Genomic DNA, 21,717 nt, shown 5'->3' with positions numbered 1-21,717 from the left:
TATGTTTTTTTATGATTCTACAATGATTTTGTTAATACCAGCTATACTATTTACTATATACGCCCAATTTAAGGTAAGTAGTGAAACTAAACGTTATCTAAGAGTTCCAACGCAAATGGGATACACTGGATCGCAAACAGCTAGATATATACTGGATAGTAATGGACTTTCTAATGTAAGTGTTGAATTGACAAGAGGTCATCTTTCAGACCACTACGATCCTAGAAAAAGAGTTATAAGATTATCTGAGGATATTTATTATGGTAACTCAATAGGATCAGTATCTATAGCTGCCCATGAATGTGGTCACGCAATACAACATGCTAATAGATATGCACCACTTCAAATTAGAAGTAGTTTAGTTCCCATAGCTAGTTTTTCAAGTAATGTATCTTGGATACTTATAATGGCAGGATTCGTATTTGGTGGAGGAGGATCATTACTTTACCTAGGTATAACTTTATTTGCATTTGCAGTTTTATTCCAAATTGTAACTCTACCAGTTGAGTTTAATGCTTCTAATAGAGCTATAGTACAACTAGTAGATATGGGTATAATAAATAATGATGAAGTAAGAAGTAGTAAAAAGGTACTTTCAGCTGCTGCACTTACTTATGTTGCAGCTGCATTAACATCTGTTCTAGAGCTTGTAAGACTTATACTTATAGCTAGAGGTGATGATTAGAGGAGATGAGTCCTAGTATATCTAGGACTTTTTGTGTGTAAAAATAGGAGGAAAAATTATGAATTCAAGAGAAGTAGCGCTAAAGGCACTATATGATATAGAAAAAAATAAAAATTATTCAAATATGGCAGTAAATAAGTATTTGAAAAACAGTGACTTAAAAGATATAGATAGAGGATTTGCTACAGAAATTATATATGGAGTTATAGAAAATAAATATTACTTAGATTATATAATAGATAAATTTTCTAAGATAAAATCCAAAAAAATGTCAGTTTATGTTAGAATATTGCTATGGATTGGAATTTATCAAATAATGTTCTTAAACAGTGTATCAGATTATGCAGCTGTAAATGAAACTGTTAATTTAGCTAAGAAATACGATAAAAGATCATCGGGATTTATAAATGCGATACTTAGAAATGTTATAAGAAATAAGGATGATATAAGAGAAGTGGATAAAAAAGATACTGTAGATTACTTGTCAACAAAATATTCTTATAATCCATGGATTATACAAAATTGGACTGAAAATTTTGGAAAAGAATTTACTGAAGAACTTTTAGAATCAAATTCAGAAAGACCAAGCATTTATTTAAGGACTAATACTTTAAAAATAACTAGAGATGAACTTATAAAAAAATTAAAAGAGCAAGGATTAAAATGTGATAAGGTAAGTCTTATTCCAGAAGCTATAAAAGTAGAAAACCTTAAAAATATAGAAAATAATGATTTATTTAGAAAAGGTTATTTTACAATACAAGATGTAAGTTCAATGATTGTAGGACATGTTTTAAATCCAAAGGAAAATTCCCTAGTATTAGACGTATGTAGTGCTCCAGGAGGTAAAACTACCCACGTAGCAACACTTATGAATAATAGTGGGAAAATTGTATCTAGAGATATATTTTCTCATAAATTAAATCTTATAAGACAAACAGTAAATAGACTAGGCTTAACTAATATAGAAATACAAGAGTTTGACGCTCTCAAATTAGATGAGAAAAGTATGAGTAAATTTGATTATGTAGTTGCTGATGTTCCTTGTTCAGGTCTGGGCATAATAAGAAGAAAACCAGAGATAAAGTATAAAAATAAAGAGGAAATAATATCTTTACCTAATATACAAAATGTTATTTTGGAAAATGCATCTAAGTATGTGAAAGTAGGAGGAACTTTGGTTTATAGTACTTGTACTATAGAAGATAGGGAAAATATAGATATAGTAAAAGATTTTTTGAAAAATAACAATAATTTTGAATTAGAACCTATAGAAAATATAAAAATAGATTTAGACAATCAAGAAGACGGCTATATAAAAATATACCCTAATGTACATGGAATTGATGGATTCTTTATAGCTAAATTAAAAAGGACAAGGTAGTGATAACATGAATAAAATATGTTTGAAAAATTTTACCGAAGAACAAATGAAAGAATATATGAAAACTATAGATGAAAAGTCCTTTAGAGGAAGTCAGGTATTTGGCTGGCTATATAAAGGAGCTAAGTCATTTGAAGATATGAAAAATATATCTAATGACTTAAGAAAAAAGTTAGATGAATCATCTTTTATTGGTAATTTGAATATATATAAAAAGTTCGAGTCTAAAATAGATGGAACTATAAAATATTTATTTCTACTTAATGATAACAACATAGTTGAAAGTGTAATGATGAAATATGAACATGGTATAAGTGTATGTATATCTACTCAAGTTGGATGTAGAATGGGATGTAATTTTTGTGCATCGACAATAGATGGCCTTGTTAGAAACTTAGAACCATGGGAAATACTAGATCAAATAATAAAAATACAGGAAGATGTTAATGAAAGAGTTTCAAATGTAGTTTTAATGGGAAGTGGTGAACCACTTGACAATTTTGAAAATGTATCACAGTTCTTAAGGTTGGTAAATGAAAAAAATGGGCTGAATATAGGATATAGACATATAACATTATCTACTTGTGGTGTAGTTCCTAAAATGCATGAACTGGCAGATATGGGTTTACCTATAAATCTAGCATTGTCTCTACACTCACCTTATGATGAAAATAGAAAAGAGATAATGCCTATAGCAAAGGCTTATTCTATAAAAGAAGTTATAGATGCTTGTAAATATTATATAGAAAAAACAAATAGAAGAGTTACTTTTGAATATTCGCTTATTAAGGATGTAAATGATTCAATGGAAGATGCTCAGGCATTGGTGAAGCTTTTAAGAGGTATTTTGTGCCATGTGAATCTAATACCTATAAACAAAATAGAAGAAAGAGAATATGAAAAGCCAGATAAAAATTATATTTATAAGTTTAGAGATATGTTAGTAAAAAATAAAATAGCAGCTACAGTTAGGAGAGAAATGGGCTCAGATATAAGTGGGGCTTGTGGTCAATTAAGAAGAAAACACACAGGAACAGAAGAAAAATAATTGGTAATGGGGGGAGTATTATGAAATACAGCATGGCCTCCGATGTAGGGAAAGTTAGAAAAAACAATGAGGACTACTGTAAGGGAGAGATAATAGAAACTAAAGATGGCGAAATTGGAATATTTGCCATAGCCGATGGAATGGGCGGTCATAAAAAGGGAGAAGTAGCTAGTGAGTTAGCAGTAGAAAATATAATAGACTTCTTAAAAAACAACCTTGTTCAAAATGACAATGTTAAGATATCATATATAACTGATATCTTAAAACAAGCCTATAACGATGTAAATACAATAATATATAGTAGATCTCATACAGATAGTGAATGTAGCGGAATGGGAACTACATTAACTACTGCTGTTGTATATAAAAATAAAATATATATAGGAAATGTAGGAGATAGTAGATGCTATATATTAGAAGATAATGTCATTAAACAAATTACTAAGGATCATTCTTTAGTAGAAGAATTAATGGAAAAAAATATGATAACTGAAGAAGAAGCTAGAAAACATCCACAGAGAAATGTAATAACGAGAGCACTGGGAACTGATAAGATAGTTATAGTTGACATATATGAAAATAATATAGAAAATAAAAGTAAGGTTATTTTAACTACTGATGGATTGACTAACTACGTTACACAAGACCAGATAAAAGAAATATTAAATAACAATGAAAATATAGAAAAAAATTGTGAAAAATTAGTCAAATTAGCAAACGATAAATCAGGAAGAGATAATATATCAGTAATATATATAACAATATAGTTAGGATGGTGATACAGTGGGAGATGCAGTTTTAGGAAATAGATATGAAATATTAGAAAAAATAGGCGATGGTGGAATGGCTTTTGTATATAGGGCTAAGGATAAATCTCTAAATAGAGAAGTTGCTGTAAAAGTCTTAAGACCTGAATTCGTAGATGATGAAGAGTTTTTAATAAAGTTTACAAGAGAAGCGGAAGCTGTTGCAAGTCTTTCACATCCAAATATAGTTAATGTTTACGATGTTGGAGAAGATGGAAAAGTACATTATATAGTTATGGAGTATGTAGATGGACGTAATTTAAAGGATATAGTAAAAAATGAGGGGAAGCTAGATTTATATACTTCTCTTGATATAACAAAGCAAATAGCTTTAGGTCTTGGTTCAGCACACAGAAAAAGAATCATACACAGAGATATAAAGCCTCACAATATACTTATATCTAGAGATGGATTAGTTAAAGTTGCTGACTTTGGAATAGCTAAGGCTGCTAGTAATTCAACTATTACTAATATAGGAAGTATAATAGGTTCTGTTCATTATTTTTCACCAGAACAAGCAAAAGGCAAATATGTAAATAACACTACCGATTTATATTCATTAGGAATAGTTTTATATGAAATGCTACTTGGAAAGATCCCCTTTAAAGGAGATAGCCCAGTATCAATAGCTCTTCAACATATAAATGAAGTAATTGAGTTTTCTCAAGAGGAAAAATTAGAGATACCTCAAAGTGTTAGAAGTATAATAAGAAAATTAACTGCAAAATCATCAGCAGATAGATATCAAAGTGCAGATGAGCTTATTGAAGACATAGAGTACATAGAAAAGAATATAGATTTAGATTTTATAAAGGAATATGACAACTATGCAACTCAAAAATTAGATACAGATGTTATAAATGAAATAAATTCAAAATCTAAAAATTATAAACCTATAGCAGAAAATGTTTCAAAAGAAAATATCAAAGAAGCAATTAAAGACAGTATATATGGAGATCCAGATGAATTAATAGAGGAAGGCATGATGAAAGAAAATAAAAGAAGCAGAAGACATGATAAAAAGAAGAAAAATGAAAAAGAAGATCCTAAGAAGAAAAAATTACTTATAACAGCAGCAGTTATTTTAAGCTTAATATTACTTTTTGAAGTTTTTGCAATGGGTAAATTTTTACTTGGAGGAAATACTGGAGATGTACCACTAACTGCTCCAGACTTTACTAATATGAGTTTAGAAGATGCTGAAAAGCAAGCTGATGAACTTGGAATAAAAGTGGAAATTAGAAGGGATGAATACAATCCAGATATTCCAAAGGATCATATAATATCTCAAACGCCAATACCAGGAACGGAAATTAAAAAAGGTGAAGTTATAAAGGTAGTTATAAGTCGTGGTGGAAAACAAATAGATGTACCTAATGTAGAAGGTATGACTTTAGATGAGGCTGAGAAACAAATAAAAGATAGTGGATTAAATTTAGGAACTATAAAATATCAAGAAAGTGAAAGATATATAGCAAATGTAGTTATATCTCAAACACCATCTTTAGGTACTGTTGATCAAGGAAGTAAGGTTGATTTAATAGTAAGTAAAGGTTCAAAAGTGGAAGAAGAGCCGGAAGAAGAGCCGGAAGAAGAAGAGGAAGAAGTACCAACGCCAACACCGACACCGACACCAACACCGACACCAACACCAACACCGACACCGACACCGACACCGACACCGACACCGACACCGACACCAACACCAACACCGACACCGACACCAACACCAACACCAACACCATAATATATATGAATAATAAGTTAAGTATTAACAATAATAAGAATGTCAAAAAAGTCCAATATTGCTTTTAAGCTTTATCTGGACTTTTATCTTATATTATATAAAGGAGGATATTATGCTCGATGGAAGGATACTAAAAGGCATAGGTGGATTTTATTATATAGATACTAATAATGCAATATATGAGTGTAAGGCTAGAGGTATATTTAGAAAAGATAAAGTAACGCCTTTAGTTGGAGATAAAGTTAAAATAAGTATAATAGATGAAGAAAATAAAAAAGGTGTTATAGAAGAAATAGAAGAAAGACAAACAGAACTGGGAAGACCTCCTATAGCAAATATAAATAAAGCATTAATAGTTTTTGCGATAAAAAATCCAGATCCACATCTTTCCTTATTAGACAGATTTATAATCTTAGCACAAAAATCAGGATTAGAAATAGTAATAGTTATAACGAAGATAGATCTAGATAATGACAATAAATTAGAAGAGTTAAAAGATATATACAAACATGCAGGATATAAGATTATACCAGTAAGTATCAAAAAAAATATAAATATGGATGAAATAAAAAAAGAGCTAAAAGATAATACTATTGTATTTGCAGGGCCTTCAGGGGTAGGTAAATCTAGTTTGTTAAACTCTATAGATTCTAATTTAAAGCTTGAAACAGGAGAAGTTAGTGATAAAATAAAAAGAGGAAAACATACTACAAGACATTCAGAACTTTTAAAACTTGAATTTGGAGGAATGGTTGCAGATACTCCAGGATTTAGTTCATTGACTTTAGAAGATATAGAAGAATATGAGTTAAAGGAATATTTTGTTGAATTTGAAGAGTATGAAGACTATTGTAAGTTTGGAGGAAATTGTCTCCACGAAAATGAACCTAAATGTAAGGTGAAAGAAGCTGTAAAAAATGGTAAAATATCAAATGTTAGACATGAAAGTTATTTACAGCTATTAAATGAAATTAGAGAAATTAACAACAGGAGGTATTAACAGATGATTAAATTAGCACCATCTATATTATCAGCAGACTTTGCAAGACTTTTGGAAGATGTAAAAAAGGTAGAAAATGCAGGATGTGAATATCTACACATAGATGTTATGGACGGACACTTTGTTCCTAATATAACATTAGGGCCAGGATTGGTTAAATCTTTAAGAAAAGATGTAAATATGGTGTTTGATGCACATTTAATGATAGAAAACCCAGATGCATATATAAAGGACTTTGTAGATGCAGGAGCAGATTTAATAACTGTACATCAAGAGGCTTGTATACATTTACATAGAACAATACAAAATATAAAATCTTATAATATAAAAGCAGGGGTTGCAATAAATCCAGCTACTTCTATAGAATCTATCAAGCATGTATTGCCTTTAGTAGATATGGTACTTATAATGACTGTAAATCCAGGATTTGGAGGACAGTCATTTATAGAAAGTATGACAGATAAGATAAAAGAACTAAAGGGTATAATAGATAGACAAAATTTAAACATAGATATTCAAGTTGATGGTGGAGTAAAGCCTGATAATATAAAAAAGGTAGTTGAAGTTGGTGCAAATATAATAGTTGCAGGTTCTGCTATATTTAACAGCGATGATATAGATTCTACGGTGAAGTTACTTAGAGAAAATGCCAAATAGAAGGTGAAATTATTGAAAATAGCTATAATAGTAAATGGTATTATATGCGATTATGATTATCATAAAAGTATAATAGAAAATTGTGATTTAGTTATATGTGGTGATGGAGGAGCTAATCACGCATATAAAATGGATATAATACCAAATTATATATTAGGAGATTTAGATTCTATAGATAATAAAATAAAAGATTATTATGAAAATAAAAATGTAGAGTTTATAAAATTTCCATCTAAAAAAGATAAAACAGATACTGAAATATGTATAGACTATGCACATCATCTTAAAGCAACTGAAGTAATTTTATTAGGAGCTTTAGGCGGTAGAATGGACCATGCTATGGCAAATGTAAATCTACTTTATTATATGTTAAAAAAGGACATAAAAGGAAGTATAGTAAATGAAACAGATTCAATATTTATATGTGATAATGAATTAACGATAAAAGGCAATAAAGGGGAAAATATATCTTTAATACCTTTATATGGAGATGTAATTGGAGTTACTTTAGAAAATTTAGAATATCCATTAAATGATTTTACTATTAAAAAAGGAAGTTCTATAGGCATATCTAATGTTATGATAGATAATAACTGTAGAATAAGTCTAAAAAGTGGTTATCTATTAATATGTAAATCAAAAGATAATAAGGGCCTTTAGGTCCTTTTTTTGTATCAAATATAATAAACATGAATATTATGTATATATGAAGATATATTGGGGGGAGTATTATGAAAAGATGCAACAGAAATGTTATAGGTCTTATATGTATAGCTACAGGTATAACTATTATTTTAGCCCTAATATTACCACATTGGATATGGATGGTATGTTTGGCCCTTATACTTATAGGCACAGGGATAACATTTTTTAGATAGACGGTTTACATCTATTAAGTATAAATAATTTATATTAGTAATATTTATATATAAAGGGGGAATATATATGAGAATCATAACGATTAAGCTTCCAAAATTTTTATCGAGAATAGTATCTGTATTTATAAGAAAGAAGAAATAGGCAGAAATCATATATATCATAAATCTAAATAGAAAAACTAAAAAGCCTACTAATTAGTAGGCTTTTGTATTAAAATTAATATATTAAGCTCTTGTAACCTTACCAGAACGTAAGCATCTTGTACAAACTTTTACTCTTTTTGCAGTTCCATCAACTATTGCTCTTACGTTTCTTAAGTTAGCAGACCAAGTTCTTCTGCTATGTCTGTTTGAGTGGCTGACTTGGTTTCCTGAAACCTTACCTTTACCACATACGTCACATACTCTTGCCATTACATGTACACCTCCTTAAAAGATAACTATTGCGCTAAAAACATATTTATATTAACATAGAAAATAAAGTTTTGCAATAGTAATATTTGTTTACAGATATTGAACAATTTTTCATTATACTATAAAATTATATATATAATTTGCGATAAAGTAAATACTAAAAGCAAATAAAATTAGGGGGGATTATTATGAGTATTCAATTAACAAATCAATTTGGAACAATAACTTACGATAAACAAGTACTTGCTCAAGTAGCATATCAAGCTACTATGGAATGTTATGGACTAGTTGGAATCGGGTATAAATCTAAGGTAAACGGAATTGTTGAACTTTTAAAAGGTGAAAATGTAACTAAAGGTGTTAAAACTGAAGAAATGGAAGATGGAAAAATTTACATAGAACTGTATGTTATCATGCAATACGGAACTAATATATCAACTGTTGCAAATAATGTGATAGATAGGGTAAAATATACAGTTGAAAAAATAACATCTTTAAACGTTGGAAAAATAGATATAAATGTGCAAGGAATTAGAGTTAAATAGTGGGAGGAAGAAGATGATACAGTATATAGATGGTAAGTTGCTCAGGGATATGTTTATATCTGGAGCAAATAATCTCCAAAACAATAAAAATTTAGTCGATAAGCTAAATGTATTTCCTGTGCCAGATGGTGATACTGGAACTAATATGTCTTTAACTATATCTTATGCAATAAAGGAATTATCTAAAGTTAATAACCATAGTATAACTGATATAGGAAAATCTATGTCTAAAGGGTCTTTAATGGGTGCTAGAGGTAACTCTGGAGTTATATTATCTCAGATAATAAGAGGTTTTGCTAAGTCTGTAGAAGGAAAAGATAAACTTACCTCAATGGATTTAGCAATAGCTTTTAAAGAAGGATCTGATACTGCATATAAAGCTGTTATAAAGCCTATAGAAGGAACTATTCTTACAGTTGTTAGAGAAAGTTCTGAACATGGGGTCAAAATTGCTAAAAAAGAAAAAGACATACAAAAATTCCTAGAAGCTTTTATAAAAGAAGCTAATGCTTCATTGAAAAGAACACCAGACCTTTTAATAAATTTAAAAGAAGCAGGAGTTGTTGACTCTGGTGGTAAAGGATTAGTATGTGTATACGAAGGTATGTACTCTGCATTATTAGGTAATATTATTGAACTTAAAGAAATTGATAATACTACAACTACACAACAAGATTTTAAATTAGATTCACATGAAAATATAAATTTTGCTTATTGTACAGAATTTATATTAGAAAGTGATAAAATTGATTATGAAGGTATGAGAGAAATAGTTCAAAATTACGGCGATAGTTTGGTTGTAGTTGGAGATGAAGGCGTAATAAAGGTTCATATACATACTAATGATCCAGGATTAGTTTTACAAGAAGGATTAAAATATGGACAATTAGCTACTATTAAAATAGAAAATATGAAAATACAACATCAAAACATAATATCTGAAGAAACTAAACCAACTAAGAAGTATGGAATTATAGCTACATCTATGGGTGAAGGCCTTGCTAAAATATTTATGGATTTCGGTGTTGACCAGATAATAGAAGGTGGTCAAACGATGAATCCAAGTACAGAAGATTTTATGAAAGCTATAAGCGAAGTAAATGCTGAGAATATATTTATATTGCCAAATAATAGCAATATAATAATGGCTGCAAATCAAGCAAAAGCTTTAAGCGATAAAAATATAATAGTTATACCTACAAAAACTACTCCTCAAGGATTTGCAGCATTATTGGGATTCAATTTAGACTCAAGTGTAGAAGAAAATGAAGAAACTATGATAGAATGTTTACAAAATGTAAAGTCAGGTCAAGTTACTTATGCTGTAAGAGATACTGTAATGAATGATATTGATATAAAAGAAGGCGATATAATAGGCATAGGCGAAAGCAAGATGTTAACTTCTGGAAAAGAAAAGTGCGATGTTACAATTTCACTTATAGAAAAGCTAGTAGATGAAGATAGCGCTATAATAACTTTACTATATGGTGAAGGAATAAGTGAAGAAGATGCAAATGAGTTAAAAGATATGGTAGAAGAAAAATACCCTGATTTAGAAGTTGAACTTTATTATGGAGGTCAACCAGTATACTATTATTTAGTATCAGTTGAATAATATTTGTAAATTCCTATATAATTTTGCTATTATATAATATAGCTAAGTTATATAGGAATTTTTTATTTAAGCAAATTTTTTAAAAATAGGTGATATTATGAATTTAAATCAAGATATACAATTTATAAAAGGAATTGGGCCAAAGAGAAGTAGTAAATTAAACAAATTAGGTATATATACATTAAAGGATTTGCTATATTACTTCCCAAGGAATTACGAGGATAGAAGTAGCTTTAAAAAGATATTTAACCTAATGGATAGTGATAGAGTATCTGTAAAAGGTATTATATACGACACTGATATTAAAAAGCCTAAAAAAGGTATGAGTATAACAAAAATCATTATAAGAGATGAAACTGGTTTTTTGAACCTTATATTTTTTAATCAAGAATACTTATTAAACACGTATAAAAAAGGGGATACTATAATAGCATTTGGCAAAATTAAAAAAGAATTTCAAAAATTAGAAATGCACAATTGTGAAATAGAAGTATATACAAATAATCCGAAATCTATAGGAAGCATAGTTCCTGTATATCCACTTACCTATGGAATTACTAATAAAGAATTGTCTACAATTATAAAAAATGTAATTAAAAATAATGATTTAACTATAGATGAATATCTGCCTATAGAAACTATAAAAAGAAATAAATTATGTGATATAAATTACTCCATAAAAAATATACACAATCCAAAAGACAAAGAAAGCTTAAAAATAGCTTTGTATAGATTGGTGTTTGAAGAATTTTTAATGTTGCAATTAGGACTTTTCTTTTTTAAAAGTGGAATAAGTGAAAAGGTCGGGATAAAATTTGGCATAAATGAGAAATTTGATGATGTAGTTAAATCGTTGCCTTTTAAATTGACAAAAGCTCAGCAAAGATCTCTAAATGAAATATTAGATGATATGAATAGTACCAAAGTTATGAATAGACTTGTTCAAGGAGACGTAGGAAGTGGTAAAACAGTTGTAGCTCTTTTAAGTATTGCCAACGCCGTATTTAATGGATATCAAGGAGCACTTATGGCACCAACAGAAATACTGGCAGAGCAACATTATCATTCATTAACAGAAATATTATCTAAGTTTGATATAAAGATAGAGTTATTAGTTGGAAGTTTGAGAAAAAAGAAAAAAGAAAATATATTACAAAAAATAAAAAATGGAGAAATAGATATATTAATAGGTACCCATGCACTTATAGAAGATAATGTTGAATTTAAAAATTTAGGAGTTGTAATAACAGATGAACAACATAGATTTGGAGTTAGACAAAGAAATAAGCTTTCTGAAAAAGGAACAAATCCTGATATAGTTGTTATGACTGCAACACCTATACCAAGAACATTAGCTTTAATATTATACGGCGATTTAGATATATCTATAATAGACGAGTTGCCTCCTGGAAGACAGCCTATAGAGACAATGGCTATACAAAAGGATAAAAGGGATAGGGCATATAAAAATTTAGTGAGAAAAGAAGTTGAAAAGGGAAGACAAGTATATGTAGTATGCCCTTTAGTTGAAGAATCAGAGGCTATAGAAGCTAAATCAGCCACAGAACTTTTGGAAGAATTACAATATGAATATTTTAGTGACTTGAGATTAGGTCTTTTACATGGTAAGATGAAACCTAGTGAAAAAGAAGATATAATGAGAAAATTTAAAAATAAAGAAATAGATATATTGGTTTCTACAACTGTTATAGAAGTTGGAGTAAATGTACCTAATGCAACTCTTATGATAATAGAAAATGCAGAAAGATTTGGACTTGCCCAGCTTCACCAATTAAGAGGAAGAGTTGGAAGAGGAAGCCATAAGTCATATTGTATACTTATATATTCATCAGAAAATGAGGTATGTAAGGAAAGAATGAGCATTATGGAAGAAACAAATGATGGATTTAAAATTTCTGAAAAAGATTTAGAAATAAGAGGTCCAGGAGAATTCTTTGGAACTAGACAACACGGCTTGCCAGAACTTAAAATAGCAAATATATTTAAACATATGAAAATATTAAAAGTTGCTCAACAAGAGGCTAGGTATATTATAGGAGAAGATGAAAAATTAAATTTTTCTAAAAATAAATATTTAAAAGATGAAATTGCTAAGAAATTTGAGAAGAAGTTAGAAGAAATTTCTCTAAATTAGTATGAATTTGTGATAAAATATAAAAAGGAGGCACTATACACATGAGAGTTATTTCTGGAAGTGCTAGAGGGTTAAAGCTAAAAACTCCTACAAATGAAGATATAAGACCAACTACAGATAGAGTTAAAGAATCTTTATTCAATATAATAAATAATTACATAATAGATAGTAATGTTTTGGATTTGTTTTCAGGTACGGGATCTCTTGGCATAGAGGCTTTATCTAGAGGAGCTATGAAATGCGTTTTTGTAGACCTTAGTAAAGATAGTATGTCAATAATAAAAGATAATATAGAAAAGGCAAGAGTAAAGGATAAAAGTGAAACTATGCTTACGGATTATGTAGGTGCTATAAATCAATTGTCATTTAAAAATGAAAAGTTTGATGTTATATTTATGGATCCTCCTTATTATAAAAATATCTTTATACCAGCACTTGAAAAAATAAGTTCTGCAAAACTTTTAAGAGAAGATGGAATAATAATAGTAGAACATGATTCTAAAGATACACTACCTGACAATGTAGAAAACTTAGTAAAGGATAGAGAAAAAAGATATGGAAAAACTACTTTGTCTTTTTACACTTTGGAGGACTTATAATGGAAAAATCATTTTTAAGAAAAGCAGTATACCCAGGAAGTTTTGATCCTTTAACTAATGGTCATTTAGATTTAATAATAAGAGGATCTAAGTTGTTTGATGAATTACAAGTCGCTGTTTTAAACAATCCTAATAAAAAGTCCTTATTTACTTTTGATGAGAGAGTTAATATTATAAAAGAATGTACAAAAAATTTATATAATGTTAATGTAGTAAGCTTTGATGGTCTGCTTGCAAACTACTGTCATGAAAATAATATAAATGCTATAGTTAGAGGACTTAGAGCTACATCTGATTTTGAGTATGAGTTTCAAATGGCTCATATGAATAGAGAGTTAGCACCTGATGTAGAGACTGTTATGCTAACAACTACAACCGAATATTCTTATATAAGTTCATCACTAGTTAAAGAAGTATTTAAATTTAATGGAGATATATCAAGACTTGTTCCGGAATTTGTTTTAGAAGAATTGATGAGAAAATCACATGGGGGGAAATAATCTATGGAGAGTATAAGACTACTAGAGGAGTTAGAAGGCATAATAAATAGTGGTTCTTCTATACCTTTTAGTCAAAAATGTGGTATAGATAAAAATAAAGCATTAGAAATTATAAAAGAGATAATGTTTAATTTGCCTGATGAAGTAAAGCAAGCTGAATGGATAAATAGAGAAAGACAAAAGATATTAGCTGATGCTAAACACGATTCAGAAAAAATAAAAGTACAAGCACTAGAAGAAGCAGAAAAAATAAAATTACAGGCATATGAAGATGTTGAAGATATGAAAAGAAATTCAGAAGATATGCTTAGAGATTATATAGATTCAAGTGATCTTGTTGTCAAAGCCCAAGAACAAGCCAAAGATATAATATTTAAGGCTGAATATACAGCAAAAGAAATAAAAGTAGGGGCTAGAGAATATGCTGATGATATATTGCAAAGTATACATTATAATTTAAAAGGTTTAATGGATGAAGTTGACCAAAACAGAAGGGAACTAAACCCAAACAAAAAAAGCCGTTAGTTAATCTACGGCTTTTTCTTTATTAACTATATATAATGTACTAACTATATATATTATGAAAAGTATAGGTAAAATTACTTTATAGTGGTATATATATGTAAGCCACAAATCACTTCTATATATAGTTTCATATATAGAAAATGTAGGCATAGAGAAATTATGTTTAAATAAAGGATATAAAATTAAACAATAAATAAAACCAAATACTCCATGCAGAAACTTACTAAATGTATAGATATGAACATTTATATCTGTTTTAGCTAAAAAGTTGTTACATTGGGCAAGTATAGATAAACCGCTAAATGATATAACAAACACAGATAGTGCTAGCTTTATAACTAAAGGAGAATCAGTTACAGCTGCAATGTTATTGCATCCAATAGTAATTTCAAATAAACCGCTTATAAATGCATAAGTTAAATCCTTAGAAACTCCAAACAATGATAACGGCAGATAAATAATATTAGCTAATGTAGATATTATTCCCAGTAAGCTGAATATTTTAAATACAACGGAAAATATTATAACAAAACCGCCAACCATTAATATTGTATTTAATCCACTATAAACAGCTTCTCCGAATATAGTATAAAATCCGTCTTTGTCATTAATTTTTGATCTTATTATTCTTTTAAGTTCATTACTTATATTTAGTTTTTGTGATAATGATTTTTCATTCCCATAGTTTCTAAACAATATACCTACAGTTATAGATCCAAGGTAGTGACATAGTGCTATAAAGTATCCTATATTGCTATTGTTAAACATACCAATAGCAACAGCACCTATCATAAATAAAGGACCTGATGTAGAACAAAATGATACTAGTCTTTGAGCTTCATATTTTGTTAACTCGCCCTTTTCTCTAAGTTCAGATGCGAGTTTTGTACCTACAGGATACCCTGAAAATGTAGACATAGCAAATACTAAAGATCCTTTACCTGAAACGTTAAATATCTTCTGAGTTATAGGATTTATAAATAATCCAATAATATCTACAACTTTTAAATTTACAAGTAGACTAGCTCCGATAATAAATGGTAGTAGTGATGGTATAAGAACATTAACCCATATAGACAACCCATCTTGAGCAGCAGATATAGAATCTTGCGGATATAATATAAGGCCTATTATTAGAGAAAGAACTATTATTGATGGAAATAAAAATTTTAAAATTATATTTTTTTTCATTGCGAATCCCCCTACTGCTACATAAGTAATTTCTAAATATTATATTATTTAAATATTAGGTGTATGAAAAAAACTCAATCTAAATTCATATATAATAATTATATGACATTAAAGGAGGAAAAAATGTTTAATAGCGTTACAAATAAAAAAGTATATGAACATGTAATAGAGCAAATTCAAAATATGATACTGAGTGGAGGCCTTCAAAATGGAGATAAACTACCATCGGAAAGAGACTTATCAGAGAAAATGGAAGTAAGTAGAACTTCTATAAGAGAGGCAATAAGAGTATTAGAAACTATGGGCGTTATTGAAAGTAGACAAGGAGAAGGGAATTTTGTATGTTCTAATATAAATGCATCATTTATAGAACCTCTATCTATGATATTTATGTTGAGCAATGGTGAGCCAAGTGATATTTTGGAATTGAGAAAAGCAATAGAATTAGTAACGGCAAGATTTGCAGCACAAAGGGGTAGTGAACAAGATTTTGAAGAATTAAAAGATATGATAGATAAACTTAAAACATCAGATAGTGAAAGTGAAAGAGTATTAATAGATACAAAGATACATCAAAAAATAGCATCTATGAGTGGAAATTATCTTATAGAAAGTGTATTTATTACTGCAGCAACCTTATTTGAAAGGTTTGTAAAAAATGCCAGAGAAAGCATTTTATATTCTAATGATAGAGTTGATACTTTAATGAAACAACATGAAGATATAGTTAATGCAATAGTAGAAAGAAATGGAGATAAATCTTATCATGCTATGAAAGAACATCTTGACTTTATAGATGATTATATAAACACAATGGAATTAAAATAGATTTCGTTATTAAAATAACGAAATCTATTTTAATTTTCATAAAGTAAAATTTTTATAGCACATGTGTATATGAAGCATTCTTATTATTTCAATATTCTGTATAAAAAATTAATTTGCAAAAATTGTTAATAAAAAAACTAATGTATTAATTTTCAGAACATTATAATATTATTTAATTACAGGTGGTACTACCATTTTATTACAACTAAATACAACTGGTAATACCATAATACCATAACACCAATATTCAAGGGGGATTTCTATGAATACCTATCTATTGTTTTTCATAGCCATAGTACCTATAGTATGGCTAATAGTATCTTTAGGGATACTCAAACTGCCAGCTCATAAAACATGTTTTATTACAATGGTAGCAACGTTTGTTTTAGCAATAGTATTTTGGAAAATGAGATTTATTGATGCTTTTAGTGCAACTGCAGAAGGGGTAGCAATAGGTTTATGGCCAATAATGATAGTTATAATAGCTGCATTGTTTACATATAACCTAGCAGTTGAAACAAAGACAATGGATACTATCAAAAGGATGTTATCTAGTATAACTAAAGACGATAGAATTCAAGTGCTTATATTGGCATGGGGATTTGGAGGATTTTTAGAGGCTGTAGCAGGATATGGTACTGCAGTTGCAATACCAGCTAGTATATTAGCATCCCTTGGATTTAACCCAGTATTTGCAGCTATAATATGTCTTATAGCTAATACAGTACCAACTGCATTTGGAGCTGTAGGTATACCTGTATCAACTTTAGCTACAGTCACAGGACTTGATGTATTACAACTTAGCTATAATATAGGAATCCAGTTAGTAGGATTTATAGTTATAATACCGTTTATTCTTGTTATGATGACAAGAAAAAGTATAAAAGGTATAAAAGGAGTATTTTTTATAACTTTAGTATCAGGCCTTGCTTTTGCTATACCTCAATTAGTAATAGCAAAATACTTAGGAGCAGAGCTTCCAGCATTAATAGGAAGTTTATGTAGTATGGGGGCGACTATACTAGTTGCGAAACTTATGTATAAAGAAGAAACATCAGAAGGTGAATCAGACAACTCATCTCAGGATGGTTCATCAGAGCAAAGTGTTGTATATGAGGAAAAGGTTTCTCTGAAAGAAGGGGTATTAGCCTGGATGCCTTATATACTGTTATGCGTATTAATAGTTTTAACTAGCCCATTATTCCCTGGAATAAACAAATCCTTAGTTTATTTTTCAAGCAAAATAATAATATACACAGGAGAACATGCAAAGGCAGCTAATTTTTCTTGGATAAATACACCAGGTATGATAATAATTATATCTACATTTATAGCAGGCAAAATGCAAGGTATAAGTGTATCACAAATAGTAAGAGTATTTGGAAAAACTGTTAACCAACTTACAAAGTCAATAATAACAGTTTTATCAATAGTCGCTATATCGAAGATAATGGGGTATAGCGGAATGATAAATGATATAGCCGTTGTACTAGTTCAAGTTACTGGAAGTTATTATCCTTTAATATCTCCTGCACTTGGAGCACTTGGAACATTTGTTACAGGAAGTGACACATCTGCAAATATATTATTTGGTTCATTGCAAGGTGAAGTTGCAAAATCAATAGGAGCTGATCCTTATTGGTTAGCAGCTGCTAATACTTCAGGAGCGACAGCTGGGAAAATGATTTCCCCACAAAGTATAGCAATAGCTACTTCTGCAACAGGGCTTATAGGCCAAGAAGGAAAAATATTTGGGTCTACACTTAAGTTTTGTTTAATGTATGTAGCTATATTAGGAGTTTTAGTATATTTAGGAACAATAATTTAGGAGGGAGACTATGGCTATTATAAAAGTACCTTATAGTAAAAATGGTTTGGAAATAAATATTCCTGATGAAAATTTAGTTAAGGTTTTAGAATCAAAGGCTCATGAATATAGAACAGACTTTACAGAATATGAAATAGTTGAAAAAGCTTTAGATAATACTATTGGATCTAAATGTCTAGAAGAAGTTGTCAAAGGCAAAAAGAATATGGTTATTATAACTAGTGACCATACAAGACCTGTTCCAAGTAAAGTAACTTTGCCTATAATGCTTAGAAGAATAAGAAATTCAAATCCGGATATAGATATAAAAATAATTATATCAACTGGTTTTCATAGACCTAGTACAAGAGAAGAATTAATTTATAAAATGGGCGAAGAAATAGTAGATAACGAAAATATTATAATGCATATATCAACAGATGATTCATCTATGGTTAAGGCTGGTGTTTTGCCATCTGGTGGTGATTTCTATGTAAACAAAGAAATACTAGAAACGGAATTATTAATTGCAGAAGGATTTATAGAGCCACATTTTTTTGCTGGATTTTCTGGAGGAAGAAAAAGTGTACTTCCTGGAGTATCATCAGCTAAGACAATAATGTATAATCACTGTTCTGATTTTATAGATAGTCCTTATGCGAGAACTGGTATACTTGAAAATAATCCATTACATGAAGATATGATATATGCTGCTAAAGCTGTAAATTTACAATTTATATTAAATGTTGTTATAGATAAAGATAAGAAAGTTATTGCTGCCTTCGCTGGTGATTGTGAAAAAGCTCATTATGAAGGTTGCAACTTCGTAAAAGATTTATCTCAAATAGAATCTGTAGATGCAGATATAGTTATAAGTACTAATGGAGGATATCCTCTAGACCAAAATATATATCAGGCTGTAAAAGGTATGACTGCTGCAGAGGCTACCTGTAATGAAGGTGGAGTAATTATAATGGTTTCAGCTTGTAATGATGGTCACGGAGGTCAATCTTTTTATGATAATGTGGCTAATGCATCATGCCCAAGTGAAATATTAGAAAAGGTAAGAAAAATTCCAAGGGATAAAACTATTCCAGATCAATGGGAATTTCAAATACTAGCAAGGATACTAGAAAAATATACTGTAATATTAGTTACTGATATGTGTGATCCACAGATGATTGAAAATATGCATATGAAACATGCAAGTAGTTTTGATGAAGCCTTGAACATGGCTTTTGATATAAAAGGAAGAGACTCAAAAATTGCACTTATTCCAGATGGAGTATCTGTAATTGTAAAACAAAAGGGGGTTTAAATATGGAAATATTAGTTTGTGTTAAACAAGTTCCAGGAACTTCAGAAGTTGAAGTTGACGAAAAAACAGGGGTTCTAAAAAGAGATGGAGTAGATTCTAAGATGAATCCATATGATCTTTATGCTCTTGAAACAGCTCTAAAAATAAAACAAGAAACAGGAGCTACAATTTCTGTATTGAGCATGGGTCCACCACAAGCAAAGGAAATAATAGAAGAAGCTTATATGATGGGGGCAGATAAAGGAGCTTTATTATCTGATAGAAGATTTGCTGGAGCAGATGTTTTAGCAACATCTTATACATTATCTCAAGGTGTTAGAAAATTAGGGAATCCAGATTTAATAATATGTGGTAAACAAACTACAGATGGAGATACAGCTCAAGTAGGCCCAGAAATGGCCGAATTTTTAAGCATGCCGCATGTTGCAAATGTAAAGAAAATAGTTGATATAAAAGAAAAATCTATAGTTGTTGAAATGGATATGCCAAATACATTAGAAGTATGCGAAATTAAGTATCCTTGTTTAATAACTGTAGAAAAAGATATATTCCAACCAAGATTGCCATCTTTTAAATTAAAGTTATCTAGTAAAGATAAAGAAGTACCATTTTATAGTTTAGATGATTTTGAAGATAAAGATGAAAAGAGATATGGACTTAATGGTTCTCCAACACAGGTTCTTCGTATATTTCCACCAAGCTCTAATAACGATAAGGAATTATGGAAAGGTGATGCTGAAGAAGTAAGTAATAAATTAACTCAAAAACTAAGAGAACTAAAGGTATTTTAGGGGGGATAAATAATGGCAAAGATAGTTATAAACCAAGATAGATCTTTTGATCTAGATAATGTTTTAGGATTATGTCCATTTAATGCTATAGAGTATAACGATGAAAAGTTAGAAATAAATTCAGGATGTAAAATGTGTAAAATATGTGTAAAAAAAGGACCAGAAGGTTTATTTGAGTTTGTGGAAGAAAAAATACATTCTGTAAACAAAGATGATTGGAAAGGTATAGCAGTTTATGTAGACCATGTAGATGGAGATATACATCCAGTTACATTTGAACTTATAGGTAAAGCTAAAGAAATGGCAGCAAAAATTAATCACCCAGTTTATTGTGTATTTATGGGAAGTAACATAAAAGATAAAACAGAAGAATTGTTAAGTTATGGAGTAGATGAGGTATTTTTATATGATAATGAAGATTTAAAACACTTTAGAATAGAACCTTATACTGCAGTAGTAGAAGACTTTATTAATAGTGTAAAGCCTACAATTGTATTGGTTGGGGGAACAACTGTTGGAAGATCATTAGCGCCAAGGCTTGCAGCTAGATTTAGAACAGGGCTTACTGCTGATTGTACAATACTTGATGTTTCAGAAAATACTGATTTAGATCAAATAAGACCTGCATTTGGTGGTAATATAATGGCTCATATACATACTCCAAATCATAGACCACAATTTGCAACAGTTAGATATAAAATATTTAATGCTCCAGAAAAAATAGAAAATCCTAAAGGCAAAGTTACACTATGTAATATTTGTGACGAAAAATTAAGTTCTAATATAGATGTATTAGAAGTTAAACATAAAGCTGTTGAAGTAGGACTTGAAGAAGCTGAAGTTATAATAGTTGCTGGTAGAGCTATAAAAAAACAAGAAGATATGGAAATGATAAATAAGCTAGCTGATTTATTGGGAGCTAGAATAGCAGGTACTAGACCCTTAGTAGAAGCTGGTTGGATAGATGCAAAAAAACAAATCGGCTTAAGTGGTAGGACGGTCAAACCAAGGCTTATAATAACTTGTGGTGTTTCAGGTGCTATACAATTTGTAGCTGGAATGAATGGATCAGATTGTATAGTTGCTATAAATCAAGATGAAAATGCTTCTATATTTAACGTTGCCCATTATGCAATAGTTGGTGACGTTTATGATGTAGTTCCTAAGTTAATTGAAAAAATAGAAAATGAAAAATGCCAATTAGCAACAACTATAGAATAGGGG

The 21,717-nt window shown here is 29.6% G+C and carries 22 protein-coding genes; 20 read left to right on the top strand and 2 right to left on the bottom strand.

Going from position 1 to position 21,717, the window contains the following annotated elements:
• The first annotated feature begins 1 nt into the window (after window position 1).
• The 9 genes from ACUSRV_RS01930 to ACUSRV_RS01890 all read left to right on the top strand — a co-directional run bounded on the left by ACUSRV_RS01930 (window position 2) and on the right by ACUSRV_RS01890 (window position 8,205).
• A complete protein-coding gene (locus ACUSRV_RS01930; protein ID WP_490140222.1) occupies window positions 2-685 on the top strand; it encodes a zinc metallopeptidase in 684 nt (227 codons plus the stop codon).
• A 58-nt stretch (window positions 686-743) separates the two neighbouring features.
• Window positions 744-2,069, top strand: coding sequence for a 16S rRNA (cytosine(967)-C(5))-methyltransferase RsmB (gene rsmB / locus ACUSRV_RS01925; RefSeq protein ID WP_490140221.1), 1,326 nt, complete (start codon window positions 744-746; stop codon window positions 2,067-2,069).
• A gap of 7 nt (window positions 2,070-2,076) precedes the next feature.
• Complete coding sequence (gene rlmN, locus ACUSRV_RS01920; RefSeq protein WP_490140220.1) at window positions 2,077-3,117, top strand: dual-specificity RNA methyltransferase RlmN; 1,041 nt, start codon at window positions 2,077-2,079, stop codon at window positions 3,115-3,117.
• Window positions 3,118-3,137: 20 nt separating this feature from the next.
• Window positions 3,138-3,884 (top strand): Stp1/IreP family PP2C-type Ser/Thr phosphatase, encoded by a 747-nt coding sequence (locus ACUSRV_RS01915; protein WP_490140219.1) that lies wholly within the window; start codon window positions 3,138-3,140, stop codon window positions 3,882-3,884.
• A gap of 16 nt (window positions 3,885-3,900) precedes the next feature.
• Window positions 3,901-5,670, top strand: coding sequence for a Stk1 family PASTA domain-containing Ser/Thr kinase (gene pknB / locus ACUSRV_RS01910; protein WP_490140218.1), 1,770 nt, complete (start codon window positions 3,901-3,903; stop codon window positions 5,668-5,670).
• Between the two features lie 112 nt (window positions 5,671-5,782).
• Window positions 5,783-6,670 (top strand): ribosome small subunit-dependent GTPase A, encoded by an 888-nt coding sequence (gene rsgA / locus ACUSRV_RS01905; RefSeq protein ID WP_490140217.1) that lies wholly within the window; start codon window positions 5,783-5,785, stop codon window positions 6,668-6,670.
• 3 nt (window positions 6,671-6,673) lie between these two features.
• Entirely contained in the window at window positions 6,674-7,327 is a 654-nt protein-coding gene (gene rpe, locus ACUSRV_RS01900) for a ribulose-phosphate 3-epimerase (RefSeq protein ID WP_490140216.1), read from the top strand.
• Between the two features lie 12 nt (window positions 7,328-7,339).
• The gene (locus ACUSRV_RS01895; RefSeq protein ID WP_490140215.1) at window positions 7,340-7,987 is read left to right on the top strand and encodes a thiamine diphosphokinase; all 648 of its coding nucleotides are present in this window, start codon (window positions 7,340-7,342) and stop codon (window positions 7,985-7,987) included.
• A gap of 71 nt (window positions 7,988-8,058) precedes the next feature.
• The gene (locus tag ACUSRV_RS01890) at window positions 8,059-8,205 is read left to right on the top strand and encodes a 2-oxoglutarate translocator (protein ID WP_490140214.1); all 147 of its coding nucleotides are present in this window, start codon (window positions 8,059-8,061) and stop codon (window positions 8,203-8,205) included.
• Window positions 8,206-8,430: 225 nt separating this feature from the next.
• Here ACUSRV_RS01890 and rpmB read toward each other — a convergent pair whose 3' ends face one another.
• Entirely contained in the window at window positions 8,431-8,619 is a 189-nt protein-coding gene (gene rpmB, locus ACUSRV_RS01885) for a 50S ribosomal protein L28 (RefSeq protein WP_490140213.1), read from the bottom strand.
• A 188-nt stretch (window positions 8,620-8,807) separates the two neighbouring features.
• On the opposite strand from rpmB, the gene ACUSRV_RS01880 reads away from it, so the two are divergent.
• From ACUSRV_RS01880 to ACUSRV_RS01855, 6 genes are all read left to right on the top strand, one after another.
• Window positions 8,808-9,164, top strand: coding sequence for an Asp23/Gls24 family envelope stress response protein (locus tag ACUSRV_RS01880; RefSeq protein WP_490140212.1), 357 nt, complete (start codon window positions 8,808-8,810; stop codon window positions 9,162-9,164).
• Between the two features lie 13 nt (window positions 9,165-9,177).
• On the top strand, window positions 9,178-10,779 hold the full coding sequence (locus ACUSRV_RS01875; protein WP_490140211.1) for a DAK2 domain-containing protein: 1,602 nt from the start codon (window positions 9,178-9,180) through the stop codon (window positions 10,777-10,779).
• A 97-nt stretch (window positions 10,780-10,876) separates the two neighbouring features.
• Window positions 10,877-12,934, top strand: coding sequence for an ATP-dependent DNA helicase RecG (gene recG / locus ACUSRV_RS01870; protein WP_490140210.1), 2,058 nt, complete (start codon window positions 10,877-10,879; stop codon window positions 12,932-12,934).
• A gap of 41 nt (window positions 12,935-12,975) precedes the next feature.
• Window positions 12,976-13,533, top strand: a complete 558-nt coding sequence (gene rsmD / locus ACUSRV_RS01865; protein WP_490140209.1) for a 16S rRNA (guanine(966)-N(2))-methyltransferase RsmD — start codon at window positions 12,976-12,978, stop codon at window positions 13,531-13,533.
• Window positions 13,533-14,033 (top strand): pantetheine-phosphate adenylyltransferase, encoded by a 501-nt coding sequence (gene coaD, locus ACUSRV_RS01860; protein ID WP_490140208.1) that lies wholly within the window; start codon window positions 13,533-13,535, stop codon window positions 14,031-14,033. The genes rsmD and coaD overlap by 1 nt, the downstream gene beginning before the upstream one ends.
• Before the next feature lie 3 nt (window positions 14,034-14,036).
• Window positions 14,037-14,558 (top strand): hypothetical protein, encoded by a 522-nt coding sequence (locus ACUSRV_RS01855; RefSeq protein ID WP_490140207.1) that lies wholly within the window; start codon window positions 14,037-14,039, stop codon window positions 14,556-14,558.
• Here ACUSRV_RS01855 and ylbJ read toward each other — a convergent pair whose 3' ends face one another.
• A complete protein-coding gene (ylbJ, locus tag ACUSRV_RS01850) occupies window positions 14,559-15,749 on the bottom strand; it encodes a sporulation integral membrane protein YlbJ (RefSeq protein ID WP_490140206.1) in 1,191 nt (396 codons plus the stop codon).
• Window positions 15,750-15,872: 123 nt separating this feature from the next.
• Between ylbJ and ACUSRV_RS01845 the strand changes: the two genes are divergently transcribed.
• From ACUSRV_RS01845 to ACUSRV_RS01825, 5 genes are all read left to right on the top strand, one after another.
• Window positions 15,873-16,577 carry a FadR/GntR family transcriptional regulator gene (locus tag ACUSRV_RS01845; protein WP_490140205.1) on the top strand — a complete coding sequence of 235 codons (705 nt, stop codon included), beginning with the start codon at window positions 15,873-15,875 and terminating at the stop codon, window positions 16,575-16,577.
• A gap of 262 nt (window positions 16,578-16,839) precedes the next feature.
• Complete coding sequence (locus ACUSRV_RS01840; protein WP_490140204.1) at window positions 16,840-18,405, top strand: L-lactate permease; 1,566 nt, start codon at window positions 16,840-16,842, stop codon at window positions 18,403-18,405.
• Window positions 18,406-18,415: 10 nt separating this feature from the next.
• Window positions 18,416-19,702, top strand: a complete 1,287-nt coding sequence (larA, locus tag ACUSRV_RS01835) for a nickel-dependent lactate racemase (RefSeq protein WP_490140203.1) — start codon at window positions 18,416-18,418, stop codon at window positions 19,700-19,702.
• 2 nt (window positions 19,703-19,704) lie between these two features.
• A complete protein-coding gene (locus ACUSRV_RS01830; protein WP_490140202.1) occupies window positions 19,705-20,493 on the top strand; it encodes an electron transfer flavoprotein subunit beta/FixA family protein in 789 nt (262 codons plus the stop codon).
• A 12-nt stretch (window positions 20,494-20,505) separates the two neighbouring features.
• Window positions 20,506-21,714, top strand: coding sequence for an FAD-binding protein (locus ACUSRV_RS01825; RefSeq protein ID WP_490140201.1), 1,209 nt, complete (start codon window positions 20,506-20,508; stop codon window positions 21,712-21,714).
• Window positions 21,715-21,717: the final 3 nt, after the last annotated feature.

Source organism: Sporacetigenium sp. TC11, assembly GCF_058146105.1.
This window is presented reverse-complemented; position numbering and strand designations above follow the sequence as displayed.

Bases quoted from the DNA above. Each gene is read 5' to 3' on its own strand.
- ACUSRV_RS01930 (WP_490140222.1), top strand. From the start codon at position 2: ATGTTTTTTTATGATTCTACAATGATTTTGTTAATACCAGCTATACTA.
- rsmB (WP_490140221.1), top strand. From the start codon at position 744: ATGAATTCAAGAGAAGTAGCGCTAAAGGCACTATATGATATAGAAAAA.
- rlmN (WP_490140220.1), top strand. From the start codon at position 2,077: ATGAATAAAATATGTTTGAAAAATTTTACCGAAGAACAAATGAAAGAA.
- ACUSRV_RS01915 (WP_490140219.1), top strand. From the start codon at position 3,138: ATGAAATACAGCATGGCCTCCGATGTAGGGAAAGTTAGAAAAAACAAT.
- rsgA (WP_490140217.1), top strand. From the start codon at position 5,783: ATGCTCGATGGAAGGATACTAAAAGGCATAGGTGGATTTTATTATATA.
- rpe (WP_490140216.1), top strand. From the start codon at position 6,674: ATGATTAAATTAGCACCATCTATATTATCAGCAGACTTTGCAAGACTT.
- ACUSRV_RS01890 (WP_490140214.1), top strand. From the start codon at position 8,059: ATGAAAAGATGCAACAGAAATGTTATAGGTCTTATATGTATAGCTACA.
- rpmB (WP_490140213.1), bottom strand. From the start codon at position 8,619: ATGGCAAGAGTATGTGACGTATGTGGTAAAGGTAAGGTTTCAGGAAAC.
- ACUSRV_RS01880 (WP_490140212.1), top strand. From the start codon at position 8,808: ATGAGTATTCAATTAACAAATCAATTTGGAACAATAACTTACGATAAA.
- ACUSRV_RS01875 (WP_490140211.1), top strand. From the start codon at position 9,178: ATGATACAGTATATAGATGGTAAGTTGCTCAGGGATATGTTTATATCT.
- recG (WP_490140210.1), top strand. From the start codon at position 10,877: ATGAATTTAAATCAAGATATACAATTTATAAAAGGAATTGGGCCAAAG.
- rsmD (WP_490140209.1), top strand. From the start codon at position 12,976: ATGAGAGTTATTTCTGGAAGTGCTAGAGGGTTAAAGCTAAAAACTCCT.
- coaD (WP_490140208.1), top strand. From the start codon at position 13,533: ATGGAAAAATCATTTTTAAGAAAAGCAGTATACCCAGGAAGTTTTGAT.
- ACUSRV_RS01855 (WP_490140207.1), top strand. From the start codon at position 14,037: ATGGAGAGTATAAGACTACTAGAGGAGTTAGAAGGCATAATAAATAGT.
- ylbJ (WP_490140206.1), bottom strand. From the start codon at position 15,749: ATGAAAAAAAATATAATTTTAAAATTTTTATTTCCATCAATAATAGTT.
- ACUSRV_RS01845 (WP_490140205.1), top strand. From the start codon at position 15,873: ATGTTTAATAGCGTTACAAATAAAAAAGTATATGAACATGTAATAGAG.
- ACUSRV_RS01840 (WP_490140204.1), top strand. From the start codon at position 16,840: ATGAATACCTATCTATTGTTTTTCATAGCCATAGTACCTATAGTATGG.
- larA (WP_490140203.1), top strand. From the start codon at position 18,416: ATGGCTATTATAAAAGTACCTTATAGTAAAAATGGTTTGGAAATAAAT.
- ACUSRV_RS01830 (WP_490140202.1), top strand. From the start codon at position 19,705: ATGGAAATATTAGTTTGTGTTAAACAAGTTCCAGGAACTTCAGAAGTT.
- ACUSRV_RS01825 (WP_490140201.1), top strand. From the start codon at position 20,506: ATGGCAAAGATAGTTATAAACCAAGATAGATCTTTTGATCTAGATAAT.